Raw genomic sequence first — 25,663 nt, 5'->3', positions numbered from 1 at the left:
TAGCTGCTCATCGAATTACTTCAAATATAATATATTCAATTGAGATTATCCGAATATCCGTCAAATACATCAACTATACATGGCAAAAAATAAAACGGCATATACCGAAGCATCTGTCCAAGACTTTATAAAAACAGTTGACGACCCACAAAAACAAATCGATAGTGCAACACTGATACAATTAATGGAAACCACAACGGGTGAGCCGGCTAAAATGTACGGACCAACGATCATCGGATTTGGAAACTATCATTATACCTATATAAGTGGGCACGAAGGCTATGCTCCTTTGATCGCATTTAGCCCCCGAAAATCAGCAATCTCCCTTTATGTATTTACCGGTGCCGATGAGCATCGACATTTAGTCGATCAGCTCGGGAAATTTAAAATAGGCAAAGCCTGCATATACATCAAGAAATTAAGCGACATCAATATAGAGATACTCCATCAGCTTATGTCCGAAACGATACAGTTTATTGAAAATAAGTATACGAGAATCAAAGAATAACACAAATTATGACAACGAGCATCGCAACAATAGACGAATATATCAATCAATTTGACGGGGAGAAAAAAGAATATCTGATCAAGGTGAGACAGCTTATCGCTGGCCTAGTCCCTCCCGCTGCAGATGAAACGATCTCCTATCAAATGCCTACTTTCAGATACAAGGGTAATATCATCCATTTTGCGATGAACAAAAACCATTTGGGCCTATATCCAGGACCTGCTGCTATCGAGCACTTCATTACAGAACTCAAAAATTTTAAAACCACAAAAGGGGCAATACAAATCCCTTTGGATCAACCGATTCCAACACAAATAATTACCGATATTGTCAATTTTAATATTGATAAACTTAAAGACAAACAAGGCCCCAATTGGTACCAAAGCCGAGGGAACTGGCAGGAGGCTGAAGAACTCATGCAAGAGATCATCCAGCAAACTTCCTTAAAAAAGGAATTCAAATGGGGGAGCTATATCTATACGCATAAAGGGAAAAATGTTATTGGTTGGGGCGGCTTTAAAAATTTCTTCTCCCTCTGGTTTTATAATGGTGTATTCTTAACCGATCGGGATAAACATCTCATTAGTGCCTCCGAAGGAAAAACGAAAGCATTACGACAATGGCGCTTTGAAGACGTTAAGGATATGAGTGCCGAAAAAATAGCCGCATATATCCAAGAATCCATCCAAACCATTGACGAGGGAAAAGAGCTCAAGCCAACTAAATCTCCAATGAAGGCCCCTGCTGGTCTATTATTGGAAGCACTGCAGACGGATCCGACCTTCGCAGAAAGTTTCCAGGCTTTAACACCAGGAAAACAGAAAGAATACATCGAGTACATCGATGAGGCCAAGCAAGAAAAAACGAAACAATCCCGTATTGAAAAATTAAACCGTTGGTCCTCGCTAAAAAAGGCCTGAACGACAAATACAAATAGGTGAACGCTAAAACAAAAAAAGATGAATAATTCAATTATCCCATCCATTTGGTTCGATCAAAACGCGAAGGAAGCCTTTGATCTTTACGCTGGTACCTTCCCTGGAAGCCATATTAGCAACAGCTCTCCCATCGTTGTTGAAGCTGTCCTAAGCGGTGTGAAATTTATTGGAATAAATGGAGGTCCTACATTCAAACCCAACCCATCCATATCATTTATGGTCATTTGCGAAAGCAAAGAGGAAATTGATCGTATCTGGAATTCACTTGCTGTGGAAGGTAACACCTTAATGCCTTTAAACTCCTACCCTTGGAGCCCTTACTACGGCTGGTTGGCCGACAAGTTTGGGGTAAATTGGCAATTATACCTCGGTAAACTGAGCGATACCAACCAACAGGCAATTGTACCTACGCTAATGTATTGCGGAGAGCAACAAGGAAATTGCGAACAAGCACTAGCATTTTATGCAGAATTATTTCATGATTTTCGAAGCAACGGGATCATGAAATACACAGAAGGTGAGTATACCGGATTAATACAACATACCCAATTTTTAGTCCGGGATTTTACACTCATGGCAATGGATAGCGGAGTTCCACAAAATTTCACTTTTAACGAAGGCATTTCACTCACTATTCTATGTAAAGATCAGCAGGAAATTGATTATTTCTGGAATACGATCACTAAGAAAGGCAAAGAGAGCATGTGTGGCTGGTGCAAAGACGAATTCGGTGTAAGCTGGCAGATCGTACCTGAACAAATTGCAACATTACTAAAGCGACCAGGGGCAAATGAAGCGCTCATGAGAATGAAAAAGATCATTATTCAGGAGCTCATTGGATAATTTCAAAATAAATCTCAAGCTGAGGGGAACAGCTTTTAAAATAGTATTAAGAAAAAAGGGGATGAATAATCCCCTTTTTATGCTTTCACTTGCAAAGCCAGAGCGTATAATTTCATTTGCTTAATCATGGATAGCAAGCCATTTGCCCGAGTTGGTGACAAATGTTCTTTCAGCCCTATTTTATCCACAAAATATAAATCGGCATCAACAATCTCCTTGGCGGTATGTCCAGATAGTACTTTGACCATTAAACTCACCAAGCCTTTTGTGATAATTGCATCGCTATCTGCCGTAAAATACACTTTTCCATCCTTTATTTCCGGAAAAAGCCATACTTTGGACTGACATCCTTTGATGATATATTCATCTGTTTTGTATTGTTCATCAATTAGAGGCACTTCTTTTCCCAGCTGGATGATGTACTCATATTTTTCCATCCAATCCGTAAAGAAAGCAAAATCCTCAATTAATTCATCCTGTATTTCATTAATGGTCATACCTATTTTTTATTAAACCAACATATTGACCGCGCGTTGGATACCGGCGACCAAAATATCTATTTCCTCTTTTGTATTATATACGGCTAAAGAAGCACGAATAGTTCCCGGAATACCGAACCTATCCATGACAGGTTGGGCACAATGATGGCCTGTACGTACAGCGATCCCCAATTTATCCAAGATCACACCAACGTCATAAGGATGCGTGCCATCAATTACAAATGAAATAACGGAACATTTCTGCTCGGCCGTTCCAATAAACCGCATGCCCGGAATTTCAGCCAACTTCTCCGTAGCGTATTGCAACAAATCATGTTCGTAGGCCTCGATATTTTCCAGACCTATTGAATTGATATAATCGATGGCCTCGTTCAAACAGATACCGGCTTCAATATTAGGCGTACCGGCCTCAAATTTAAAAGGTAATTCATTATAGGTCGTTTTTTCAAAAGTAACCTCTTTAATCATATCTCCACCACCTTGATAAGGTGGCATCGCGTTCAATAGCTCTTCTTTGCCATATAACACTCCTACACCTGTAGGACCGTACATTTTATGTCCTGAAAATACCAGAAAATCTACATCCAGTTTTTGAACATCAATCTGTATATGTTGAACAGCCTGCGCAGCATCGACTAAAACAACAGCACCATGCCCATGAGCAATTGAAATCATCTCACGCACAGGATTGATTGTCCCAAGGGAGTTTGAAACATAGGTTACAGCAACTAATTTGGTTTTCTCATTAAACAAATTGCTGTAGGCATCCATATCAAGCTCACCTTTATCATTCATCGGAATGACGCGAATTTTACAGCCCTTTTCATCACAGAGCATCTGCCAAGGCACAATATTGGAATGGTGTTCCATCGCTGAGATAATAATCTCATCACCTTCGTGAATAAAAGCTCTGCCATAACACGTTGCAATCAGATTAATTCCATCTGTTGTTCCTTTGGTGATAATGATTTCCTTATCTTCAGCAGCATGAATGAAAGCCTGAACTTTTTTTCGAGTCACCTCAAAAGCGTCCGTCGATATCTGACTAAGATAATGTACGCCCCGATGCACATTACTATTCATATCTGTATAATAATGTACAATCGAATTTATAACAGAACTCGGCTTCTGTGTTGTCGCGCCATTATCCAAATAAACCAATGGTTTACCATTTACTTCTCTCTTAAGAATCGGAAAATCGGCTCGTATTTTATCTATATTAAATTTTTCCAACGTCGTCTAAATAATTTATACAAAGTTAATAGTATTTTATCGAATACAGGACGGTCAATCTGTTTTTTATGTCATTATCAATGTCGGTTTTCTAAGGTATCCTCAGCCAAAAAAGTAATTTTTGGCATTTTAAACAATTATAATTAGCTTTTATAATTTATTGATGCTATTTAGTACCTTTGTAATGATATGCAAGAATTACCTCTAAATTTACCGGAAGGCTCACGTAAAGAAGTGATGACCTATTTGGAACCGTTCATGCTCAATGAGATGAGCGAATACCTGAAGCCTGTTGAAGAGATGTGGCAACCTGCCGATTTTCTTCCAGATTCTTCTAGGGACACTTTTTTTGAGGAAGTAAAAGAGTTGCAGGAAAGTGCAAAAGAGCTCTCTTATGATTTGGTCGCAGTATTGGTTGGAGACACCATCACCGAAGAGGCCCTTCCAACGTACGAATCGTGGTTGACCATGGTAGAAGACGTTGACAAAAACGAGCAAGGTGGATGGATGAAATGGGTACGCGCTTGGACGGCTGAAGAAAACCGTCACGGTGACCTATTGAACAAATACCTTTATTTGTCGGGTAGAATAGACATGCGCCAATTTGAAATGTCTACACAATATCTTATTCAAGACGGTTTTGATATTGGTACTGGTGCAGACCCTTACCGGAATTTTATTTATACTTCATTTCAGGAATTAGCGACCAACGTTTCCCATCGTCGTGTATCTGGGCTTTCCAAAAAAAGCGGCGATAAACTTTTGGCAAAAATGTGTGGGGTCATCGCATCTGATGAGGCACGTCATGCTAAAGCTTATATGTCTTTTATTTCAAAAGCAATCACCGTAGACCCGAGTGAAGTCATGATTGCATTTGAGGATATGATGCGTAAAAAAATCGTTATGCCGGCCCAGTTCTTAAGAGAAGCCGGTGAGCCCCAAGGAGAGGCATTTGCACATTTCTCGGACGCAGCCCAACGATTGGGAGTATATACTGCTTTGGACTACGTGGATATCTTGAAAGAGCTGAACAGTGAATGGAAAATAGATCAAGTTACTGGCCTGAATGATAAAGGTGAGAAAGCGAGAGATTATCTACTAAAACTACCAGATCGTTTGGCTAGACTGGCTGATCGGATGAAGGTTCCAGAAAAAGATTATAAATTCAAATGGATTTATTAATATAAAAAAAGCTTGATTTAATAATCAAGCTTTTTTTTATATCAATAACTTTAATGTTTCAAAGTTGCGCACTTTACTTTACATTCCCCATCAATTTACGTACAACAGGAGATAAGGCTATAAGCACCACACCAGCAATCAAAGAATATAAGCCCAATTGTTTATAACTCTCCGTATAAGTCACCAGTTTATCCGCCAATGAACTTCCTTCCTTAGCTTCAGCCATACTAGCACCAATCAAGCCTGCTACGTATTGACCGTAAGCACTTGCCAAGAACCACATGCCCATCATGATACCTTGTAATCTTGCTGGAGACAATTTCGTCATAATGGAAAGACCAATTGGTGATAGACAAAGCTCCCCAACGGTAATCACAAGCAGTGCAAGAGTAAAGACATCCAATGAGGTCATACCATCGTGAGCAAATAAACGCGTAGCAAATAGGACATAATAACCTAATCCCAAGAAAACAAAGCCAAGACCAAACTTAATAATGGTATTTGGCTCAAGTTTACGTTTGCCCAGCCAAATCCAAAAAAGACCAAAAAGAGGTGCTAATGCAATAATAAATAATGCTCCACCTGAATTGTTAACGCCATTTGGATCGAGCGTCATAACGCCCAATAAGGAATCATTCAAATGCTTAGCAGCAAAGATGCTTAAGGAACCGCCACTTTGCTCATATATACCCCAAAAAATAATCGAGAAAAGGATAAACACCAGCGCGGCAATTAATTTATTCCGCTCTTCAGCAGTCACTTTAGACATTTCATAAAAAAGATATAACAGCGTCAATGGGCCGATCGTGTACATAAAATAGTCTGTATACTGCGTTTTTGACACCATGATCTGAATAATAGGGATAAAAATCAACGTGGCAATATATACGGCATATTCTACCCATTTCGGTAATGCTTTCGTCTTTACTATGGCCTCAGGATCCCCAGGTTGAAGTCCAATTGGTCCTAAATGCCTTTTGGTAAAGTGAAAATTCACTAAACTAACCAACATGCCTACCGCCGCCAAACCAAAAGCAACATTCCAGCGATGTCCCTCAGAAATAATTGACGTCAGCATATATCCTTTACCGATCGCAACACAGATATATCCGCCTAAGAATGCGCCTAAATTTATTCCCGCATAAAACAAGGAAAAGCCGCCATCACGACGAACATCACCTTTTTTATACAGCTCGCCTACCATCGTCGATATGTTGGGTTTAAAGAAACCCGTACCTATAATGATAAATGATAAACCAAAAAAGAAATATTTATGCGGATCTGCTGCAAGAAATAAGCTTCCTACGATCATCAATAAGCCACCCCAGAATAAAGACTTTCTGAAACCAAGAATTTTGTCTGCAAACAGCCCTCCTATGAATGTAAACGCATATACAAATGCTTGTGTCGCTCCATACTGTAAATTGGCATCCTTTTCAGCAAAGTTTAGCTGTGTGATCATAAAGAACACCAACATCCCGCGCATACCATAGAAACAGAATCTTTCCCACATCTCGGAAAAAAACAAACTCCAGATTTGCTTTGGGTACTTCCCGTCAAAATTTTGAATCTCTTCTAGCGATTCCCTTGTACTAACCTCCATACTAATTTATATTAATCAAAAAAGCTTCTTTCGCAAAAGAAGCTTATATATTTGTTATTTAATTCCGTGCATCAATCGTTTAATCAATGGATTAAACAGCATTACTAACAGGCCTGCTAAGGCAGGAATTGCTGTAAATAAGAAGAAGAAATAACTCAAGGAGTGCTCCTCTTGAATTGTTTCCACTTGTCCGCCCAATACCGCTGCAACCTTCTGTGCAATAGCAATCGCCAAATACCATATTCCAAACATAAATGCGAGCATGCGAGCCGGCACCAATTTGGATACGTAAGAAAGACCTACCGGTGAAATAAATAATTCGCCCAATGTATGGAACAAATAGGTCAGCACCAAAAATACCATCGAGATTTTAGCCCCTTGGCTTATCCCCATAGATCCCAACCCGATAATAAAAAATCCTATCGCAACCAAAATCAAACCAAAGCCATATTTAAAGGCTGCCGATGGGTTATATTTGGACTCCCAAATTTTGGATACCGAGGAGGCAAGTGCAATGATAAAAAATGAGTTTAGGATCGAAAACCAGGAGACTTTAATTTCTGATGCTTCTTTATTGAATTCATTGTACAACATCCAGATTACTGCTCCCCAGATCAACCCAAAACAGATAAACAATACGATATTTGAAATGGCAATTTTGTTCCAGGTTACTTTTGCCAATTTAATCAGAACCCAAGAGATAATCGAAAGCGGTACAATCGTCAATAAACCATTTACCACATTAAAGGTCGTCAATGCAGCACCAGTAAGTGATCTATCAATATTATCTCTCGCCACAAGAACCAACGAAGTTGCCCCCTGCTCAAAGCTCATAAAAAAGAAGACCAAGAAAAACGCTAGCAACACGACCGCAAACATCCGATCCCTTACAACCTTATCATAACGCAAAATCCGTGTCACAATAAGATATATGAAGAGAATTAACGCCACAATGACCATAATATATTGACCTCTAAGAAACGGTGTATCCAAACCAGAAAACACATCAACAATACCATTCTTAGACAAAGGGTCATTGAAAGCATATACGAAACCGATAATAGAAACTATCGCGATCAATACATAATCCCGTATGGTAAATGGATTTCTGGTATCGGTATCCTCAGCGATAACTTTATGTTCCCCAGAGGTAGATTTAGTTAATACACCAAGATTTCCCATGAGCGGTTTTGCGAAAACAAACTGCAGTGTTCCCAAAAGCATAAAGATACCAGCCAAGCCGAATCCCCAATGCCAACCATACGTTTCGGCTATATATCCACATAGCATCATGCCAAAGAAAGCACCAGCATTGACCCCCATGTAGAATATGGTATAAGCTCCATCTTTTTTCTCTGGTAGATCTTTATACATTTCACCTAAGATAGAAGGCATATTGGGTTTGAAAAAACCTGTTCCAATAACTAAACAGATCAAACCCAGAAAAAACATAATGGAAGTATCAAAGGCCATGGCAGCATGTCCAAGCGTCATAATCGCCGAACCGATGATCACAGCTTTCCGTGATCCAATATATTTATCCGCTATAATCCCTCCTAGAATAGGAGTTAAATAGAGCATCATGGCATAGGTTCCATAAAGTGCTCCCGCTTGTTGTGCAGTCCAGGACCATCCCGAGAAAGGACTACCTTGAATAACTGCAGCAGTTAAAAACTGCATTAAGAGTACACGCATCCCGTAGAACGAAAAACGTTCCCACATTTCAGTAAAGAAAAGGACAAAGAGTCCTGAACGCTGTCCCAATACATTTGACTTAAAAAAATCAGTCGACGGGCTATTCGTTATATCCCCGTTTAATCTCCCCATAAATAATCAACCTTTATTTTTTGATAAAATACTTACAAAGAAACAAAAACAAAATCACTTTTGACCAAAATAAAGTTGCATAAACAAAAAAAGGCAACCCATTTGGATTGCCTTTTCGGTAACATTTTTAATATGCCTTATCTTTTGTGCAATTGCTCATAAAGATCAATAACCTTTTTCTGCAATTCAATTACTTCGCCATCGCGTTGTTGTAATTTTTGCGTCAAAGCATTCACCTCGTTTACATACTCTTTATCTTCTTCAGAATCTGAAGTAGATAAAAGTTGAACAACTGTCAAATTGAATAATTTTGAGATTTGATTCAGGCGAGACAAATTCACATCTGTAATCCCTGTTTCAATTTTAGAAAATGCTGGGATTGAGATATCCAATCGTTTTGCAACATCCTCTTGACTCCACCCCTTTTGGTGTCTAAGTAATCTGATTTTTTTTCCTAATGCATTCATCTGGTAGATATTTTAAACAAAAATAATAAATTACAATTTAATTTACATTAAATTATAATTTTTTCTCTAAAAATCTCTAAAAAACCGATCAGCGAGCACAGACAAATTAACCCCATTATAATTATTTAAACTCATAAGAAGTAAATTGTAACCTTTTGATTTGACACCATCTAAAAATGAATAGAGCCCATCCAAACTCACAACAACCTCTAAATCAGGGTTATTAAAATTATTCTTAATATTATTGGGGACACTTTCGATATCTTTATTAAGTTCTTTACAGGAATTTATATTCACGTAGACCACAGAGACATCCGACTCTTTCATTGAGTTTGCATATTGTAACAAAAACGATGAATCTAAACTATCATACGAGTTTAATTCGATAATTGTAACCAATTTCTGATTAGGAAATTGCTCTTTCACGGCGTGAATACTTGACTTCACTTTATCCGCATTACAGGCATAATCCTGATAAACCACAGATCCTTCCGAGCTTGCAACAAACTCCAAATAACGAATCGAAGTATTAAAACTTTTTATGGCCTCAAAGAACTCTTTCTTTTTGATCCCCAACCATTCGCAGATCGTATACGCCCCAGCAATATTAGATAGGTTGTGCTTACCAAACACTTGCAATGGAACGTCGCCATCCGGTGTATTGATGTAAGTCACCCCCTTATTAATTGTATAATCAGGAATCTTATAGCCATGTCTATTGATCTTACAATCTTTTGTATCTTGAAGAACCTTCTGTAACACAACATCTTCCTTATTATAAATTAAGGTACCTTTAGGCGGAATTGAGTCAATAAAATCTTCAAATTGTTTAATATATTCCTCTTGAGATATTTTCGAGTTAAACTCATTCCATACAATACCCGAAATTAACGCTATATTCGGTTTATAATACAAAAATTTGGACTTCGGATCAATCTTAGATGAAACATATTCATCTCCTTCGATAATAATAATCTTATTATGCTTAGTAATATCGACCAACTTATCAAAGCCTCTTAATTGAGCTCCTACCAAATAGTCAAATTCTTTTCCTAGAAATCGCATAACATGCATCACCATGCTCGTTATGGTTGTCTTACCGTAACTTCCAGCGATAACCACCCGGATTTTATCCTGCGAAAGCTCTTGTATAAATTCTGGAAAAGAATAAATTTTAAGACCTAATTCCTGGGCCCGCTTTAATTCAGGATTATCTGCCTGGGCATGAGCGCCCAAGATCACAGCATCAATATCCTCCGTCACTTTTTCTTCAAACCACCCCAATTGATTAGGAAGCAATCCTGCTTCAATCAAATGAGAACGGGAGGGCTCTACGATCTGATCGTCAGAACCGGTCACTTGATGCCCTTGTTTTGCCAATGAAATAGCAAGGTTATGCATCACACTACCACCTATTGCTATAAAATGAATCCGCATAGCTAAATTATCGCTTCACAAACTTGGCTGCACACCAATTATTTAAAACTTTATTGGAGATAAACTCAAAACCCAATGTGGTCGCCGCATCGCTTAAGATTGCTAAATCTTCCTGCTCATAGAAACCACTTAGGTACAGCTCACCCCCTGTACGAATGCTCAAGGCATACTGAGGTAATTGTTCTAAAAGAATGTTACGGTTAATATTTGCCAAAATCACATCAAAGACCCGACCGGCCAAAACTTCGTAAGATCCACAGAGCGCTTCGATATGCTCAACATGATTGAGTGCCCTATTTTCGATTACACTTTCAACACATATCTCATCATAATCCACAGCCAATACAGCTTTCGCGCCTTTTTTTGATGCTAAAATGGCCAGTATCCCTGTACCGCAGCCCATGTCCAAAACCTGCTTGCCCATAAAATCATTCTCCAAAATATACTGAAGCATCATCGAAGTTGTTTGATGATGGCCGGTGCCAAAAGACATCTTCGGATCTATAATGATTTCATAGGGAAACTCAGGTTTGGCCTCATGAAAAGTTGCACGCACATAGCATTGCCCTCCTACCTCTATTGGGTTGAAATTGCTTTCCCACAATTTATTCCAATTCTGATTTTCTATTTCCTGTATCTTATAATCGACCTCCAGGCCTTCATAAGGTTGAAGCATCAGTGTTTCTAATGCTTGCAAGTCAAGATTTGCAGCTGAAATATAAGCTGCAAATCCAGATTCGGTATCCTCAAAAGTATCAAAGCCAATATCAGCCAAATCAGATATCAACAAATCCTTCTGCCATTCTTCACCTGATCGCATTTGAAAGATAACCTCTACGTATTTCATTTCTAAAAATTAGCCGTTAAATACTTTAGCGATATCAATAAAATCTCTCGATTTTAAAGAAGCACCTCCAATCAAACCACCATCGATGTCGGCTTGAGCAAACAAATCTTTTGCATTACCTGGATTACAAGACCCTCCATATAGAATACTTGTATTATCAGCAATCTCCTGACCATATTGATCAGCTAACACCTCACGAATAAATTTATGAACCTCCTGTGCTTGCTCAGGGCTAGCTGTCAAGCCAGTACCAATTGCCCAAACTGGTTCATATGCCAACACCACAGCTGCAAAAGCTTCTTTAGACAAGTGGAACAATCCATCTGTCAATTGTGTTTTGATCACATCAAAGAAAGCTCCAGATTCGCGTTCCTCTCTTGTTTCTCCAATACAGAATATTGGGGTTAAATCATGCTTTAATGCAATATCCACTTTAGATGCCAACAATGCATCAGTTTCACCAAAATAAGCACGTCTTTCAGAGTGACCTAAAATAACATGTGAAGCACCTACTGATTTTACTTGTGAAGCCGAAATCTCACCTGTATAAGCACCCGACTCCGCTTGGTGAATATTCTGAGCACCAATATTTACATTCGCGACATTTTTAGACAGTTGCCCAAGACTTGACAAATGAATAAATGGACTACAAACAACCAATTCCTGGTTTCCAATCACTTCATCTTTGGCCATATTGATAATTTCAGAAAACAAGCTCAATCCTGATTGATAGTCTAAATTCATTTTCCAATTACCAGCTACGATTTTTTTACGCATGATTTTACGATTTAATTATATTTTTTGTTAAGTTGATTCAATTTATCTTTAATCTGCTCCGTGAGCTCTTCCCCTTTTGATGCATACAGCGTCTCCAGATATGCCATAAACTTATCAAATTCATAAGTCTGAGCACCTCCGTCAAACACCCAAGCAAATGACGGTACAAATTTAGCATAAAAACTTGTATCTGCTAGCATGCTTGCAATTCCAATTACTGTTCCTGTATTTAAAGCCGAATTGATGCCAAGGCGAGTATAGTCTCCAATAAAGGCACCGCATTTTAAAAGACCTGTATCCCGAACACTATCTAATGCATAATCGTAAATTGAAACAGTCTTTAAGTTATTCTTCAAATTGGAATTAGAGGTACCAGCTCCTAAATTACACCAATCTCCTATTACCGAGCACCCTAGATAACCATGATGCCCCTTGGCCGAAAAATCACCAATGACCGAATTCCCGATCTCTCCCCCAATAACACTCTGCTTCCCTACCGAAACATTCCCATAAATCGTAGCGCCCATTTTTACAACGGCTCCTTTACCAAGATATAATGGACCACGCAAATGCGCGCCCTCCATAATTGTAACATCTTCATCGATATATATGGGACCTTGTAGGGTATTGAGCGTAGCACATTCCATGCTAACGCGATCAGCTACATAAAGATCATTACCCAACAATTGATTTGTTCCAGATATACTGGACGACTGAACACTTTGTACCAGATGATTGAAATCATGTGTTATTTCAGTTCCTGTGAGCAAAAACAGATCTTCTATCCCTTTTAATAGATCAACAGATATATCAACCTCTTGCACACGATAAGAGTCCTTATGCGTATAACAACAAGCTAAAACGTATCCGTCCTGTACAAGGACCTCTCCGACACGCAATCGTTGTAGAAGCTGCAATAAGGCTACTGTCGGAACAACGTTCTCTGACACCCATATAAGCCCCTCCCTATCCGCATCGTTGGCAACATAGTGTACATCAAATTTTAAAGCTAATTTTGCCCATTTCTCCCGTAAAGTCAGTATACCAACCCGAAGGTCCAAACAAGATTTCACGAAAGTAAATGGATAAAGACTCTTTCTATCAAAAGTAGTTAATGGGGAGCTAAGCTTATCCAACAATTGGATCGAATCAAAGCAATCTGTAAAGAAGATTTTCACAAATTAAAAATAACAAAAAAAACCCGACAAATTATATTTATCGAGTTCTTAATATTGTAATATACAGATCTGCTACAATTATTTTTTGTTGTAACGGTTACGGAATTTGTCGATACGACCAGCAGTATCAACCAATTTCATTTTACCTGTATAGAAAGGGTGTGATGTATGAGAAATCTCTAATTTTACAACTGGATACTCATTTCCGTCTTCCCATGTAATAGTCTCTTTTGTATCAACACAAGATTTTGTAATAAAAGCATAGTCATTTGACATATCTTTAAATACAACTAATCTGTAATTTGAAGGATGCAAATCTTTTTTCATTATTATTATGATTACGTATATTCAATTATTGAGGTGCAAAGATAACTTATAAAAATGTAACTTACAACAATTACGAAGAATAATTAGTTGAAATTTTCCACATTTTGGTTAACAGCACTTATCAAGGGCACAAATGTAACAATCTTTATCCTAACCAAAGAATAATTTTGTTTATCGACTTTTTTACCTAACTTAACTTACTACAATTAAATCACTTACATAATTATGAGCAAATTAGATGAAAAAATTGCTGCATATGTTGCAGAATCAAAAAAGCTAGGCTTATCATTAGATGAAGCATTTATTGCAAAAGTAACAAAAGGAATAGGACCTTCCATTTACAATGCAGACTCTGAAACCATTGCTGCATCAGATCCCGAAGAACTTAACCGTGTCAAACAAAACTTTTTGATCAAAAAATTAGGCCTAAAAGATGGCCCTGATTTAGACAAGGCACTAGAGGAAGTGATTACCGCTATTGGCAAATCCAATAAAAATAAATACCGTGTATTAGTATATGCTTTATTGGCAAAGAAATTCAAAAAAGAATCTGTTTACCAATAAGCATCACCTTTTTTCACTCAACTCCTAACCAAAGACCATTTCTCCAAAAAACTCAGGGAGATGGAAATTAGGAGTTGGGTTTTCTATTTTATTCCAAGATATAAAATGTGGTTGTTTGAGATGATCACCACATTTGTAAAAATTCCCATGTATCCGTTTACCTTTCAGGTCTACAACATCGTCAAACTGAAATACAGCAAGTGGAATGACCTCAATCATACTCCATCGCTTATCGGAACCATTACGCTCAATTAAAGAGTAAGTACGCACCTGTTCTATTGTTGTACTATCCAATCGATTTCTATTTGCCTTTTCGGCCGGACCATAACCGATCAAGCCTGTTCCAATTAGATTAAATTCCAGGTTATAATAATGTTCGCGTCCATCAAAAGAAATAAAGAACTCCACACAGCTATCTTCCCATACATTTTGATTTGTTTCGGAATAATTACCCCGAAGTTGTTCTTCGACGACATCATATTGCAACACAAGATACTCCTGGGTATAGCCAATCTTAAATTGTACCTCAGGTTTATACGGGAAAGATTCGCTCCAGTTATTAAACTCCAGCGAATGCGATTCAAAATTGCTCAAGAGCTTCGACAAAGTATGATAATCAAGTGTATTGGCCAGCTCCGCTGCGATAGGCAAAATGGTTAGTTTTTTCATTCGAATATTTTTTTACAGAAAAAAGAAGCTTCATCTACGCGATGGAAGCTTCTCAATATGATTAAAGGTATAAAATTGTTAAATGCAATCAAAAACTACCTTCCGCATAAATGCTTCATTCTTTTCCATCTCTTCAACCAATTTCAATTGCGTATTTGTACGCACCAGATTATGGTCATCATATTTAGTTTTGTAGTAATGATCTCCTTCCAAATAGTCCGTTAAGAAACGTACTCCTTGCATATAGGGCAATAAGAAGGCCCCATCGACTAATGTTTCTTTCTCTAAAGTTGTCAAGAAGTCATTAGCTTCCTCCAAATAACCTTCGGCATAGGCCTTATATAAGGCAAGATTTAGCAGAATTTTCGAAACATCCATCTCATCTTCGGCAACAGGGTTAATAATCGTCCGAATCGCATCTCCAAAATCGTATGCCACATAGCCTGGCATAACTGTATCCAAATCGATCACACATTGCATCTTATCGTGGCGATCTAAGAGCACATTATTAAACTTGGTATCATTATGTGTAATGCGCAGTGGAAGTTCCCCCTTGTTACCAAGTTCAAGAATGGTTTTCATTCGATCTTCACGACTAAAGATAAAATCCAATTTGTCCTTTACCGACGCTACACGTTGGCACACATCTTTAGCGATTGCTTTTCGAAGATTTTCAAGTCTAAACTCTATATTATGAAAGTTGGGAAGTACTTCAACGATCAACGAAGCATCTAAATCCGACAGCTGTTTTTGAAACAACCCAAAAGCACGGCCACCTTCGGCTGCTTGGACTTCAGTCTCTACAATATCATAGCTTTTCGTATCCTCTATGAGAATAAACATGCGCCAATAATTATCCTGACTATCTTTTATATATAATTCCCCACCTTTTGTAGGAACAATTGTCAATACATGATCGCTGATTCTTTTTCCTTCAGCGACTTTAACTTTTTTGCTAAGATGCTTGGTGACAATCTCAATATTATGCATTAATCCATCCACGTTCGGAAAAACATGGTGATTAATACGTTGTAATAAATGCGATATACCGCTATCTACAGTAGTAACTACACGATAGGTATCATTGATATGACCAGAACCAAACGGTTGCACTGAAATGATATCTCCTTCTAATGTGAATTGTTTTGCTGCGCTCTCTACTACTAATTGGTTAAAATCAGACATTAAACTATGTTTTTTAAATCATCAATGTGCTTGCAATATCACAAATTGAATTAATAAATGATAATTTTTATTTCAATCAAACGTTTGCATGAAATTTAATAAAATTAAGCAAACGTTTGCACTTTCATTTATCCCAAATGAAATAATATATTTGTTAATAGTACCCAGTCTCAAAGACTGTTTTCAAACAAGTAAATAACTAATATACAAACTCCTTATATCTCAAAACAATGGATAGAAGAAATTTCATAAAATCGACTGCCATCACTACAGCTGGAATCGGTGTCCTTTCAAGTACAGAATTATTTGCTCAAACAAATGGCAAGATAAAAATCGGTTTTATTGGTGTGGGTCTTAGAGGACGTAATCACGTTCAAATTGCCCTAAACAGAGATGATTTAGAAATTGTGGCTGTCTGTGACACCCAAGAAGAATCTCTAGCACAATGCCGTAAACAATTCAACGCAAAAGGCACCAAACTTCCAAAAGAATATACTGGTGGCGTTGATGCTTACAAAAAGATGTTAAGCAATGAAAAATTAGATGCTGTCATTATTGCAACACCTTGGCAATTCCACAAAAACCAAGCTATTGACGCAATGAAAGCTGGACTATACGTAGGTTGCGAGGTTATAGCAGGTCTAACGCTACAAGATCACTGGGATATTGTGAAAGTATCCGAAGAAACCGGAAAGCCTTACATGACCCTAGAAAATGTGGCATTCCGTCGTGACGTACTTGCTGTATTGAATATGCACAGACAAGGACTATTTGGTGAATTGTTGCACCTGGAAGGCGGTTATCAACACGATTTACGCGAAGTATTATTCAATGACGGAAAAGCGTATTATGGCCATGGCGTTGAATATGGCCCGAAAGCGATTTCTGAGGCACAATGGCGTACACAGTTCAATATCGATCAAGATGGTGATCTATATCCTACCCACGGTTTAGGTCCAATTATGCAATTTGCAGATATCAACAAGGGTAACAGATTCACCCATATCACTTCGTACTCAAGTAAAGCCCGTGGATTGGCAGCCTATGTCAATAAAGTTTCCCCAGGACACCCCAACGGTAAGATCAATTACAAAAATGGTGATATCACACAAACGATGTTACAATGTGCAAATGGAGAAACCATGTTATTAACGCATGATACACACTTGCCAAGACCTTACTCTATCGGCTTCCGCGTACAAGGAACAGATGGTATTTGGATGGATGTTGCAAAAGGTATTCACATCGAGGGTAAATCCAAACCACACACGTGGGATTCTGCAGATGAATGGGTAAAGAAATACGATCACCCAATCTGGCAAAAATATGAAGCGGTAGCAAATGGTTCTGGTCATGGTGGCATGGACTGGTTTGTATTCAATGCGTTCATTCAGGCAGTAAAACAAAAGGTACAGACGCCAATTGACGTATATGATTCAGTAACCATGAGTGCTGTATTCCCATTATCTACCGAGTCTATTGCAAAAGGAAATAAAACGTTGGAATTCCCTGATTTCACAAAAGGAAAATGGAAAACCAAGAAAAATACTTTTATGTTAGATGACAGTGGAATGTAATTGAAAAAACATTCTCATTATTATAAAAGCCGTATTGAAAGATATACGGCTTTTTTTATGGATGCTTGACATAATCATAATAATCCTACTTTTTAGCTGGTCTTTTCCGTAAATTAGCACTAGCAAACAACTTTTTCAACTCATTATGCTTACCGAAGCAATTATTATTTTAGTCCTGATTATTCTAAACGGAATACTATCGGCATCAGAAATATCCATCGTATCCAGCAGAAAGGCAAGGCTACAGGCTGAAAGCGATAAAAACAATGCGGCAGCCAAAATAGCGCTAAACCTAAAAGAATCGCCCAACAACTTTCTATCCACTGTACAAATAGGCATTACCCTTATCGGCATTCTAACCGGTTTTTTTTCTGGTGGTAGTATTTCCACATATCTAGTCGGCATATTTAATAAATCCAGTATTATAGCCCCCTATAGCGAACAGCTCGCTGTAATCATTGTCGTCTTTATCATCACCTACTTTTCGTTGGTGCTTGGTGAATTAGTCCCCAAACGTATCGGTATGGCTATTCCGGAGAAGTATGCCATGCTAATCGCTTACCCGATGAACCTGCTCAGCAAAATCGTACGACCATTTGTATGGCTACTCAGTATGTCGACAGAGTTTATTGTCAAAATACTCAATATCAAGAGTAGCGGCAATAGTGTCACGGAAGAAGAAATTAAGGCGCTAGTAGACGAAGGTGTCGACAGTGGTGTCATCGAAGGTATTGAGCACGATATCGTCGATCGTCTATTGAGTTTAGGGGACAAAAAGGCGGTCAACCTAATGACTCACCGCAAAAACATTGTTTTTTTGGATCTGGAAGATTCTTTTGAAGAAAACAGAAAGATCATACTGGACAACAATCATTCCATCTACCCGGTCTGTGAAGGTGGACTCGACAATATTAAAGGTGTTGTTCATGTAAAGTCCTTACTACGACAATGCCTCCAAAACGAACCATTTGATCTAAGAACGCTCATGTTACCCATCAAATTTGTGAACGAATTTAGCTCATCTTATAGCATCATGAATACCCTGCGCACCTCCAGTATACATCAGGCGGTTGTCATTGATGAATATGGTTCGCCACAGGGAATTATTACGTTACGGGATATCGTTGGCGATTTGGTAGGTAACATCACAGAAAGCGACCTAAGTGCCCGACCGACAATACGTCAATTGGAAAACGGCGATTATGTTGTCGACGGACAATATCAGATCGAGGACCTTTTGGATGAATTTGAAATCGGTCTTTCTGAGGAAGACGAAGATGAGATCAACAATGTAACTACTGTAGGAGGCCTAGTGTTCCTAAGATTAGATCACGTGCCCGAAGAAGGCGAACGTGTCCGATTTAAAAATCTAGTTTTCGAAGTGCTTGATATGGATGGCCACCGCATCGATAAACTACTTTTGAAAGTGGAGGAATAAAAGAATATAAAAAGCGGTTGGTTGATCGATATACTGATCAGCCAACCGCTTTTATATGCTCACCTTCTACAACAATTTAGTTGATGCCGTGCATCATTTTTTTCAATAAGGGGTTAAAGATGATCAACAACAATGCAGTAACTCCCGGAACTATTGCAAATATCATAAAGAAGTAAGACATCGAATGTTCTTCTGTAATGCGATCAATGTATGACCCTAAAAATCCACCGATAAAATTGGCAATAGCCGAAGCACAGAACCAACAACCGAAAAGAAGTCCCAAAAATTTCTTTGGAGAAAGCTTACTGACATAAGACAAACCAACAGGTGACAAACAAAGCTCTCCTGCAGAATGGAAAAAATAGGCGATTACAAGCCAAATCATACTGACAGAGGCTGTCTTGGCACCTTGGGGAATTTCACTCGCCCCATAAGCCAATGCTGCAAATCCGATACCTACTAATATTAAGCCCAATGCAAACTTAACAGGACCAGACGGATTCCATATTTTTTCCCAGAATTTACTAAATGACGATGCCAGTGAAATGATAAAAAATGCATTCAAAATCTGAAACCATGAAGCGCCGACTTCTGATCCAGTTATTCCTATTTCTCTAAAGACTTTCCAAAGTCCCAAACACCAAATTATACCAAACGAAATACCAGTAAATAAAATCGTTAATGGATATTGTTTATATATCTTTCTAGCCAATGCTGTTAAAACAATTGTGACTATAACAATAGGCACAATGGTCAAAATAGTATCAATCCATTTAAAGGTCACCGCCGAACTTCCAGACAGAACCCTTTGCGTATAGTCCTTGGCAAAGATTGACATCGATCCTCCTGCCTGTTCAAAAGACAGAAAGAAAACTACACTAGCCAACATGAATATGGTGACGACGATCAATCTATCTCGGACAACATGTGCTGGAATGACCTCTTCCTCTTCTTCGTGATTCTTGATCTTTTTTTCATGGTAAGCCTGAAGTGCTTTAGGAGAATCTCCGATGATACCAAATATCTTTTGTCCAAAATAGAATTGCAACATACCAAAGAACATAAACACTCCAGCAAGTCCGAATCCATAATGCCAACCGATCTTCTCACCAATGTAACCACATAATAGCATTCCTAAAAATGATCCGGCATTGATTCCCATATAAAATATGGTATAACCAGCGTCCTTTTTAGGACTTTGATCTGGGTAGAGATTTCCCACCATGGAAGAAATATTAGGTTTAAACATCCCGTTTCCTAGGATCATTAAGACAAGACCTAGATAAAAGAAATTTGAATTTACGCCCTCAAATGCCATAGACAAATGCCCCAAGGTCATGACCAAAGCACCGATCAAAATTGCCTTTTTAAAACCGGTTAGCTTATCCGCTATCATTCCACCGATCAATGGTGTCAAATAGACGAAACCAGTATACAAACCGTAAAGTTTCATGGCCCGTTCATTACTCCATTCCCATCCTCCATCAGAAATGGAACTTATTAAAAATAAGGTCAACAATGCCCGCATACCGTAGTAGCTAAACCGCTCCCACATCTCTGTAAAGAATAGCACAAATAATCCGGCAGGATGTCCATTTACCATCTTGTCATCGATCCCCTGCTTAGCAAGATGCGCTACAAGAACTTGATCTTTTTCTTGATTCATATAATTTCAATAATTGTTTTATAACTCAGGTTTTGTTTTTATTTTGATAAAAATCGCTTGAAGATACACTATTTTTCTATGAATTAATCAATTCCATGCATCATCTTTTTTATTTTTTTGTTGCCTAGAATAAGAAATACAGCAGCCACCATAGGGATCACTGTAAACACTGCAAAGAAGTAAGACATCGAATGAGATTCAGTAATCTTATCAATATACGACCCAATAAAGCCCCCTATAAAATTAGCTATGGCATTGGCACAAAACCAAAAACCAAACAATAACCCCAGGAATTTTTTGGGCGATAGTTTACTGACATAAGAAAGTCCAACCGGACCAATACACAATTCGCCCACTGTATGAAAAAAGTATGCCAATACCAGCCATATCATACTAACAGAGGCCGTCCTTGCACCGGTAGGAATCTCGGAGCTTCCAATAGATAGTGCCGCAAAACCAACTCCAACCAGTGTCAGTCCCATTGCAAACTTAATTGGACCAGAAGGATTCCATACTTTCTCCCAGATCTTACTAAATGATGTAGCCAGCGTAATGATAAAGAAAGAATTTAACATCGGAAACCAGGATACAGTAACTTCCGAATTCATACCATAATATTCCCGATAAACCTTCCAAAGACACAAGGACCAGATGATCACAAAAGAAATGCTCGAAAAAAGTATAATCATCGGGTATTTGCGTATGATTTTCTTCGCTAAAACAAACAATACTCCAGTAATTACCACAATCGGCAAAACCGTCAATGCAGCGTCGAACCATTTAAATAAAACCGCCATGTCACCACTCAATACCCGCTGTGTATAATTTTTTGCAAAGATCGTCATCGAGCCACCCGCTTGTTCAAAAGCTAAATGGAAGACAATACTTGACAACATAAAAATGGCTATTACAAGCAAACGATCACGCACAATATGTTGCGGATTTTCTTCTTGACCCGCTGCAATTTCGGTTAGCTCTTCTTGTTTCTCGGGTGTATTTCCAATCTTTCCGAAGATGGGCTGCGCAAAATAAAATTGCAACATTCCCAAAAACATAAATATTCCGGCAAGCCCAAAACCATAATGCCAGCCGATCTTCTCACCAATATAGCCGCATAGCATCATACCCAAAAATGCCCCTCCATTGATACCCATATAAAAAATGGTATACCCCGCATCCTTTTTACCGCCTTTATCTGGATATAATTTTCCTACCATCGAAGAAATATTGGGTTTGAACAGACCATTTCCCAAAACAATCAGCACCAACCCTGCCAAAAAAAAGCTTTTATTAAATCCCTCTAAAGCCATAGCGATATGCCCGAGAGTCATAATTATAGCCCCCACCATAATGGATTTTTTATATCCTGTAAGACGGTCGGCTATAATCCCGCCGAACAAGGGCGTTAAAAACACCATCCCCGTGTACAAACCGTAAAGCTTCATCGCTTCGGAGTTGGTCCAGCCCCATCCTTGTTGGGCGATGGTAGAAACTAGAAAATTCACCAACAGCGCCCGCATACCATAGTAGCTAAAACGCTCCCACATCTCTGTGAAGAATAATACGAACAAGCCGGCTGGATGCCCTTGTACCAATACATGTTCCGCCCCTACTTTTTGCAAATGGGTTTCAAGAACAGCATTTTTTTCAAAATTCATGTTTTTTTTAATCGTTATTTTTCAAAATAAGGTAGTGCGATTTCCATTTATAAGTATACCATCAGTAAATGGAAAAATCCGATGGTCCTCTACACCAAGAAAGTAGTTATTCACTCATCTTCATATACTCAAGCAAGATAGTGAAGATTTTAATAGGTTTCTAACAAATGGACTTCAGTTTTTTTAGTTGTTGCATCCGAGCAACACATCAATTAAAACCTATTTAACTATTCGAGTTCTTTCCATTGACAGAAAAGAACTCGAATAGTTAAATTTTAAATCAAAGGACGCAAACGTTCCAATAATTTTTTAGTAGCAAAAATACCCTCTTCCTCACTCAACTTACTTCCCTCATATTCAATCCCCACATAACCTTTGAATTTTGCTTTTTTAACGATCTTCAACATACGCTCATAGTCAATTTGCGTTTCATTACCATTGGCATCAAAATCATGTGTTTTGGCACTCACACCATGCGCATAAGGCATTAAATCCGTTACACCTTGGTAACGATCATACTCATAGAAATTACCAAGATCGGGTAAACTTCCACAATATTTACTACCCACTGCTTTTAATGTATTGGCCAACCAGTCACCATGAGAAGAGATACCACCATGGTTTTCTACAATTATGCTAATGCCCGCTTTTTTACCGATATCAGATAGTGTTGTTAAACTTTCAACAACACGCTTACTCACTTCCTCAGGCGTTCCTTTTCCAGCCGCATTGACACGAATGGCATGACAACCTAAGAAATTAGCTGCAGAAATCCACTTATAATGGTTTTGCACAGCTTGTTTTCTCTTTGTTTCATCTTCGTCACCGAGATTTCCTTCACCATCAATCATAATGAGTACATTACGTACACCATTATCTTTCGCGCGCATATTTAGCTCAGTAAGGTAATTATTATCATTAGCCTTATCCTTAAAAAACTGATTCACATATTCCACCCCATAGATACCGTATTTTTTGGCAGCCAATACTGGAAAATCCAAATTGTTCAAATCTCCCTTAAACAAGGATTTATGCAATGACCATTCAGCCAAGGAAATGTCAAACCAATCTTTCTTTGCTGCCGCAAAACTCTCCAATGAGGGAGCTAATGCTATACCAGCAGATGCTAGCGCAAGGTTTTTAAGAAAATCTCTTCTTGAATTCATGTGTTTAGATTTAATGTGTTATTTAAATATTTCCCCAGCCAGTGGTCAACACATCAACGAGGTGCATCGTCTGAATGGGTAATTTATGTTTATCGATATAAGATTGAAGCTGTAGCAAACAAGATGAATCAGTGGAAATAATATAATCCGCATTCAGATCAAGTGCATTGCGCACTTTTTGCTCAGCCATTGCTGCGGATATTCCTTCGAATTTAACGGCAAAACTTCCCCCAAACCCACAACATGTCTCGCTATCTTTCACCTCCACCATCTCCAAACCTAAGACCTTACTCAATAATTTCCGTGGTTCCTCTTTAATTTTGCACTCTCGCAAAGCCGAGCAAGAATCATGGTATACCGCAACACCCTCCAATTCAGCTCCAAAATACTCTTTTTTTAGCACGTTTACTAAAAAATCAGAGATTTCCATCACCTGTTGTTGTATTTTATGACATTGATGGGAATCTGCCGAATTTGCGAATAAATCATTATAAGCATGTCGTACCATACCAGTACAGGACGCCGAAGGAGAAATAATCACATGATCTCCCGAGAAGTCACCTAAAAACTTCCGTCCGACCTGTTTCGCATCATCCCAAAATCCAGCATTATAGGCCGGCTGGCCACAGCATGTCTGCTCAGGATTATAGACGACCTCGCAACCGACTTTTTCTAATAAACGAACCGTATTAAAAGCGGTTTCAGGGTAAAGCTGATCTATAAAACAAGGAACAAAAAGTTCTACTTTCATATGCAATTCAATCAATAAAATTAAGATTTATTGGATACTAATATCCGGACCAAAAGTAACAATCCAATTACAAAAAATAAAGAAAGAACCAATGCCGAATATCGAATATTATGTGTTACCTGTTCTATAAACCCGAATGAGAATAATCCAATGACAATAGCAACTTTTTCTGTAACGTCATAAAAAGAGAAGAAAGCCGTCGTATCTTTAATATCCGTCGGAATTAACTTAGAATAGGTTGAACGTGATAAGGACTGAATCCCGCCCATAACTAAACCGACCAGTGCAGCAATTATATAAAACTGAAGTGGAGTAGATAAATAAAATGCTGCAATACAGATGCCGATCCAGATCATCACCACAACGATCAACACCTTAATATTTCCAAAAAGCGTAGATAAATAAGACATTAAAAATGCACCTAAGATAGCCACGAGCTGGATGAGAAGAATTGTCGCAATCAACCTTTCTGCGCCTAAATGCAAAATTTTCTCTCCAAAAGAAGAGGCTACAATCATCAAGGTCTGAACACCAATTGCATAAAAGAAAAAAGCCGGCAAAAACTGTTTTATTTCTGGAATACCTTTGATCTTTTGGATAACATGGCCGAATTCATCCCGTACATTCTGTACAAAACTCTTACCGGTGTTATTCTCGGTCGCATCAATTTTAGGCAGGTATTTAAAAGGGATCATTGAAAACCCAAGCCACCACAATCCGACCATTAGAAACGATATGCGAGCCGGTAGTGAAGCATCTGTAATACCAAACCATTCAGGTTTAAGCACCACTATAAAACAAAGAATCTGTAAAGTGACACAGCCAATATATCCATAAGCAAAACCTTGCGCACTCACCTTATCTTGTTGATCAACAGTTGCCAAAAGCGGTAAATAAGAATTGTTAAACAAAACACCACCAATATAGCCCATCGCCGCAAGAACAAAACATATGATACCAATTTCCAAGGTTTCAAGCTTGAAGAAAAATAAGCACATACATGCAACCGCTCCAACATAGGTAAAGAATTTCATAATCTGTTTCTTTTTCCCCTTTGCATCAGCGTAGGAAGAAATAAAAGGCAAAGAAAAAGACATCAGCAAATAGGCAAAGGCCAAAGAAAAATTGGAAAGTGCGGTATTGACGACTTCAATCCCAAAGAAACGAACAACATCACCATGCTCTTTTGTCGTCGTAATTGCGGTATAGTAAACAGGGAATATCGTGGAAGTAATAACAAGGTTGTAAGCAGAATTGGCCCAATCGAACATGGCCCAAGAACGAATCAATTTTTTATTGTTTTTTACAATTGCTTCCATTTA

The 25,663-nt window shown here is 38.3% G+C and carries 24 protein-coding genes; 7 read left to right on the top strand and 17 right to left on the bottom strand.

Annotated elements, in window-relative coordinates:
• Window positions 1-79 precede the first annotated feature (79 nt).
• The 3 genes from B3P16_RS11630 to B3P16_RS11620 are packed head-to-tail and all read left to right on the top strand — an operon-like array spanning window position 80 to window position 2,289.
• Window positions 80-508, top strand: coding sequence for a DUF1801 domain-containing protein (locus tag B3P16_RS11630; protein WP_286753190.1), 429 nt, complete (start codon window positions 80-82; stop codon window positions 506-508).
• An 8-nt stretch (window positions 509-516) separates the two neighbouring features.
• The gene (locus B3P16_RS11625; RefSeq protein WP_286843045.1) at window positions 517-1,428 is read left to right on the top strand and encodes a DUF1801 domain-containing protein; all 912 of its coding nucleotides are present in this window, start codon (window positions 517-519) and stop codon (window positions 1,426-1,428) included.
• A gap of 39 nt (window positions 1,429-1,467) precedes the next feature.
• Entirely contained in the window at window positions 1,468-2,289 is an 822-nt protein-coding gene (locus tag B3P16_RS11620) for a VOC family protein (RefSeq protein ID WP_286753188.1), read from the top strand.
• A gap of 77 nt (window positions 2,290-2,366) precedes the next feature.
• On the opposite strand, the gene B3P16_RS11615 is transcribed toward B3P16_RS11620, so the two are convergent.
• Window positions 2,367-2,786: a SufE family protein gene (locus tag B3P16_RS11615; RefSeq protein ID WP_070566085.1), complete on the bottom strand. Its 420-nt coding sequence runs from the start codon at window positions 2,784-2,786 to the stop codon at window positions 2,367-2,369.
• Window positions 2,787-2,798: 12 nt separating this feature from the next.
• Complete coding sequence (locus tag B3P16_RS11610) at window positions 2,799-4,022, bottom strand: cysteine desulfurase (RefSeq protein WP_070566087.1); 1,224 nt, start codon at window positions 4,020-4,022, stop codon at window positions 2,799-2,801.
• A 189-nt stretch (window positions 4,023-4,211) separates the two neighbouring features.
• On the opposite strand from B3P16_RS11610, the gene B3P16_RS11605 reads away from it, so the two are divergent.
• Complete coding sequence (locus B3P16_RS11605; RefSeq protein WP_112375597.1) at window positions 4,212-5,204, top strand: acyl-ACP desaturase; 993 nt, start codon at window positions 4,212-4,214, stop codon at window positions 5,202-5,204.
• A gap of 73 nt (window positions 5,205-5,277) precedes the next feature.
• Here B3P16_RS11605 and B3P16_RS11600 read toward each other — a convergent pair whose 3' ends face one another.
• The 8 genes from B3P16_RS11600 to B3P16_RS11565 form a co-directional block, all read right to left on the bottom strand.
• Window positions 5,278-6,807, bottom strand: a complete 1,530-nt coding sequence (locus B3P16_RS11600) for a peptide MFS transporter (protein WP_070566091.1) — start codon at window positions 6,805-6,807, stop codon at window positions 5,278-5,280.
• A gap of 54 nt (window positions 6,808-6,861) precedes the next feature.
• On the bottom strand, window positions 6,862-8,634 hold the full coding sequence (locus tag B3P16_RS11595; protein ID WP_112375595.1) for a peptide MFS transporter: 1,773 nt from the start codon (window positions 8,632-8,634) through the stop codon (window positions 6,862-6,864).
• A 137-nt stretch (window positions 8,635-8,771) separates the two neighbouring features.
• On the bottom strand, window positions 8,772-9,101 hold the full coding sequence (locus B3P16_RS11590; protein ID WP_070566095.1) for a helix-turn-helix domain-containing protein: 330 nt from the start codon (window positions 9,099-9,101) through the stop codon (window positions 8,772-8,774).
• A 66-nt stretch (window positions 9,102-9,167) separates the two neighbouring features.
• On the bottom strand, window positions 9,168-10,538 hold the full coding sequence (locus B3P16_RS11585; protein WP_070566097.1) for a Mur ligase domain-containing protein: 1,371 nt from the start codon (window positions 10,536-10,538) through the stop codon (window positions 9,168-9,170).
• Between the two features lie 7 nt (window positions 10,539-10,545).
• A complete protein-coding gene (gene prmA, locus B3P16_RS11580) occupies window positions 10,546-11,385 on the bottom strand; it encodes a 50S ribosomal protein L11 methyltransferase (RefSeq protein WP_046671772.1) in 840 nt (279 codons plus the stop codon).
• Window positions 11,386-11,394: 9 nt separating this feature from the next.
• Window positions 11,395-12,162 carry a triose-phosphate isomerase gene (gene tpiA / locus B3P16_RS11575; RefSeq protein ID WP_070566100.1) on the bottom strand — a complete coding sequence of 256 codons (768 nt, stop codon included), beginning with the start codon at window positions 12,160-12,162 and terminating at the stop codon, window positions 11,395-11,397.
• An 11-nt stretch (window positions 12,163-12,173) separates the two neighbouring features.
• On the bottom strand, window positions 12,174-13,340 hold the full coding sequence (locus B3P16_RS11570) for a putative sugar nucleotidyl transferase (protein ID WP_286843042.1): 1,167 nt from the start codon (window positions 13,338-13,340) through the stop codon (window positions 12,174-12,176).
• 78 nt (window positions 13,341-13,418) lie between these two features.
• On the bottom strand, window positions 13,419-13,667 hold the full coding sequence (locus B3P16_RS11565; protein WP_046671774.1) for a type B 50S ribosomal protein L31: 249 nt from the start codon (window positions 13,665-13,667) through the stop codon (window positions 13,419-13,421).
• Between the two features lie 225 nt (window positions 13,668-13,892).
• On the opposite strand from B3P16_RS11565, the gene B3P16_RS11560 reads away from it, so the two are divergent.
• Window positions 13,893-14,231 carry a DUF2853 family protein gene (locus B3P16_RS11560; RefSeq protein WP_046671775.1) on the top strand — a complete coding sequence of 113 codons (339 nt, stop codon included), beginning with the start codon at window positions 13,893-13,895 and terminating at the stop codon, window positions 14,229-14,231.
• A gap of 24 nt (window positions 14,232-14,255) precedes the next feature.
• On the opposite strand, the gene B3P16_RS11555 is transcribed toward B3P16_RS11560, so the two are convergent.
• Window positions 14,256-14,900: a carbohydrate-binding family 9-like protein gene (locus tag B3P16_RS11555; RefSeq protein ID WP_070566104.1), complete on the bottom strand. Its 645-nt coding sequence runs from the start codon at window positions 14,898-14,900 to the stop codon at window positions 14,256-14,258.
• A 78-nt stretch (window positions 14,901-14,978) separates the two neighbouring features.
• Window positions 14,979-16,085 carry a phosphotransferase enzyme family protein gene (locus B3P16_RS11550; RefSeq protein WP_046671777.1) on the bottom strand — a complete coding sequence of 369 codons (1,107 nt, stop codon included), beginning with the start codon at window positions 16,083-16,085 and terminating at the stop codon, window positions 14,979-14,981.
• A 230-nt stretch (window positions 16,086-16,315) separates the two neighbouring features.
• On the opposite strand from B3P16_RS11550, the gene B3P16_RS11545 reads away from it, so the two are divergent.
• Both B3P16_RS11545 and B3P16_RS11540 read left to right on the top strand, forming a co-directional pair.
• Window positions 16,316-17,662: a Gfo/Idh/MocA family protein gene (locus B3P16_RS11545; RefSeq protein ID WP_046671778.1), complete on the top strand. Its 1,347-nt coding sequence runs from the start codon at window positions 16,316-16,318 to the stop codon at window positions 17,660-17,662.
• Between the two features lie 145 nt (window positions 17,663-17,807).
• A complete protein-coding gene (locus B3P16_RS11540) occupies window positions 17,808-19,100 on the top strand; it encodes a hemolysin family protein (protein WP_286834769.1) in 1,293 nt (430 codons plus the stop codon).
• Window positions 19,101-19,176: 76 nt separating this feature from the next.
• Here the strand turns inward: B3P16_RS11540 and B3P16_RS11535 are convergent, their stop codons facing one another.
• The 5 genes from B3P16_RS11535 to B3P16_RS11515 form a co-directional block, all read right to left on the bottom strand.
• Entirely contained in the window at window positions 19,177-20,766 is a 1,590-nt protein-coding gene (locus B3P16_RS11535; RefSeq protein ID WP_286843041.1) for a peptide MFS transporter, read from the bottom strand.
• Window positions 20,767-20,849: 83 nt separating this feature from the next.
• Entirely contained in the window at window positions 20,850-22,424 is a 1,575-nt protein-coding gene (locus B3P16_RS11530) for a peptide MFS transporter (protein WP_286843038.1), read from the bottom strand.
• A 275-nt stretch (window positions 22,425-22,699) separates the two neighbouring features.
• A complete protein-coding gene (locus B3P16_RS11525) occupies window positions 22,700-23,590 on the bottom strand; it encodes a TIM barrel protein (protein WP_046672364.1) in 891 nt (296 codons plus the stop codon).
• A gap of 22 nt (window positions 23,591-23,612) precedes the next feature.
• The gene (locus B3P16_RS11520; RefSeq protein ID WP_070566110.1) at window positions 23,613-24,341 is read right to left on the bottom strand and encodes a (Fe-S)-binding protein; all 729 of its coding nucleotides are present in this window, start codon (window positions 24,339-24,341) and stop codon (window positions 23,613-23,615) included.
• A gap of 20 nt (window positions 24,342-24,361) precedes the next feature.
• Window positions 24,362-25,660 (bottom strand): MFS transporter, encoded by a 1,299-nt coding sequence (locus B3P16_RS11515; RefSeq protein ID WP_046672366.1) that lies wholly within the window; start codon window positions 25,658-25,660, stop codon window positions 24,362-24,364.
• Window positions 25,661-25,663 lie beyond the last annotated feature (3 nt).

The sequence above is a fragment of the Sphingobacterium sp. UBA7631 genome (assembly GCF_002483935.1).
GTDB classification, from domain to species: Bacteria; Bacteroidota; Bacteroidia; order Sphingobacteriales; family Sphingobacteriaceae; genus Sphingobacterium; species Sphingobacterium multivorum.
Note: the sequence above shows the minus strand (reverse complement) of the source record. Positions and strands in the feature narration are given on the sequence as shown.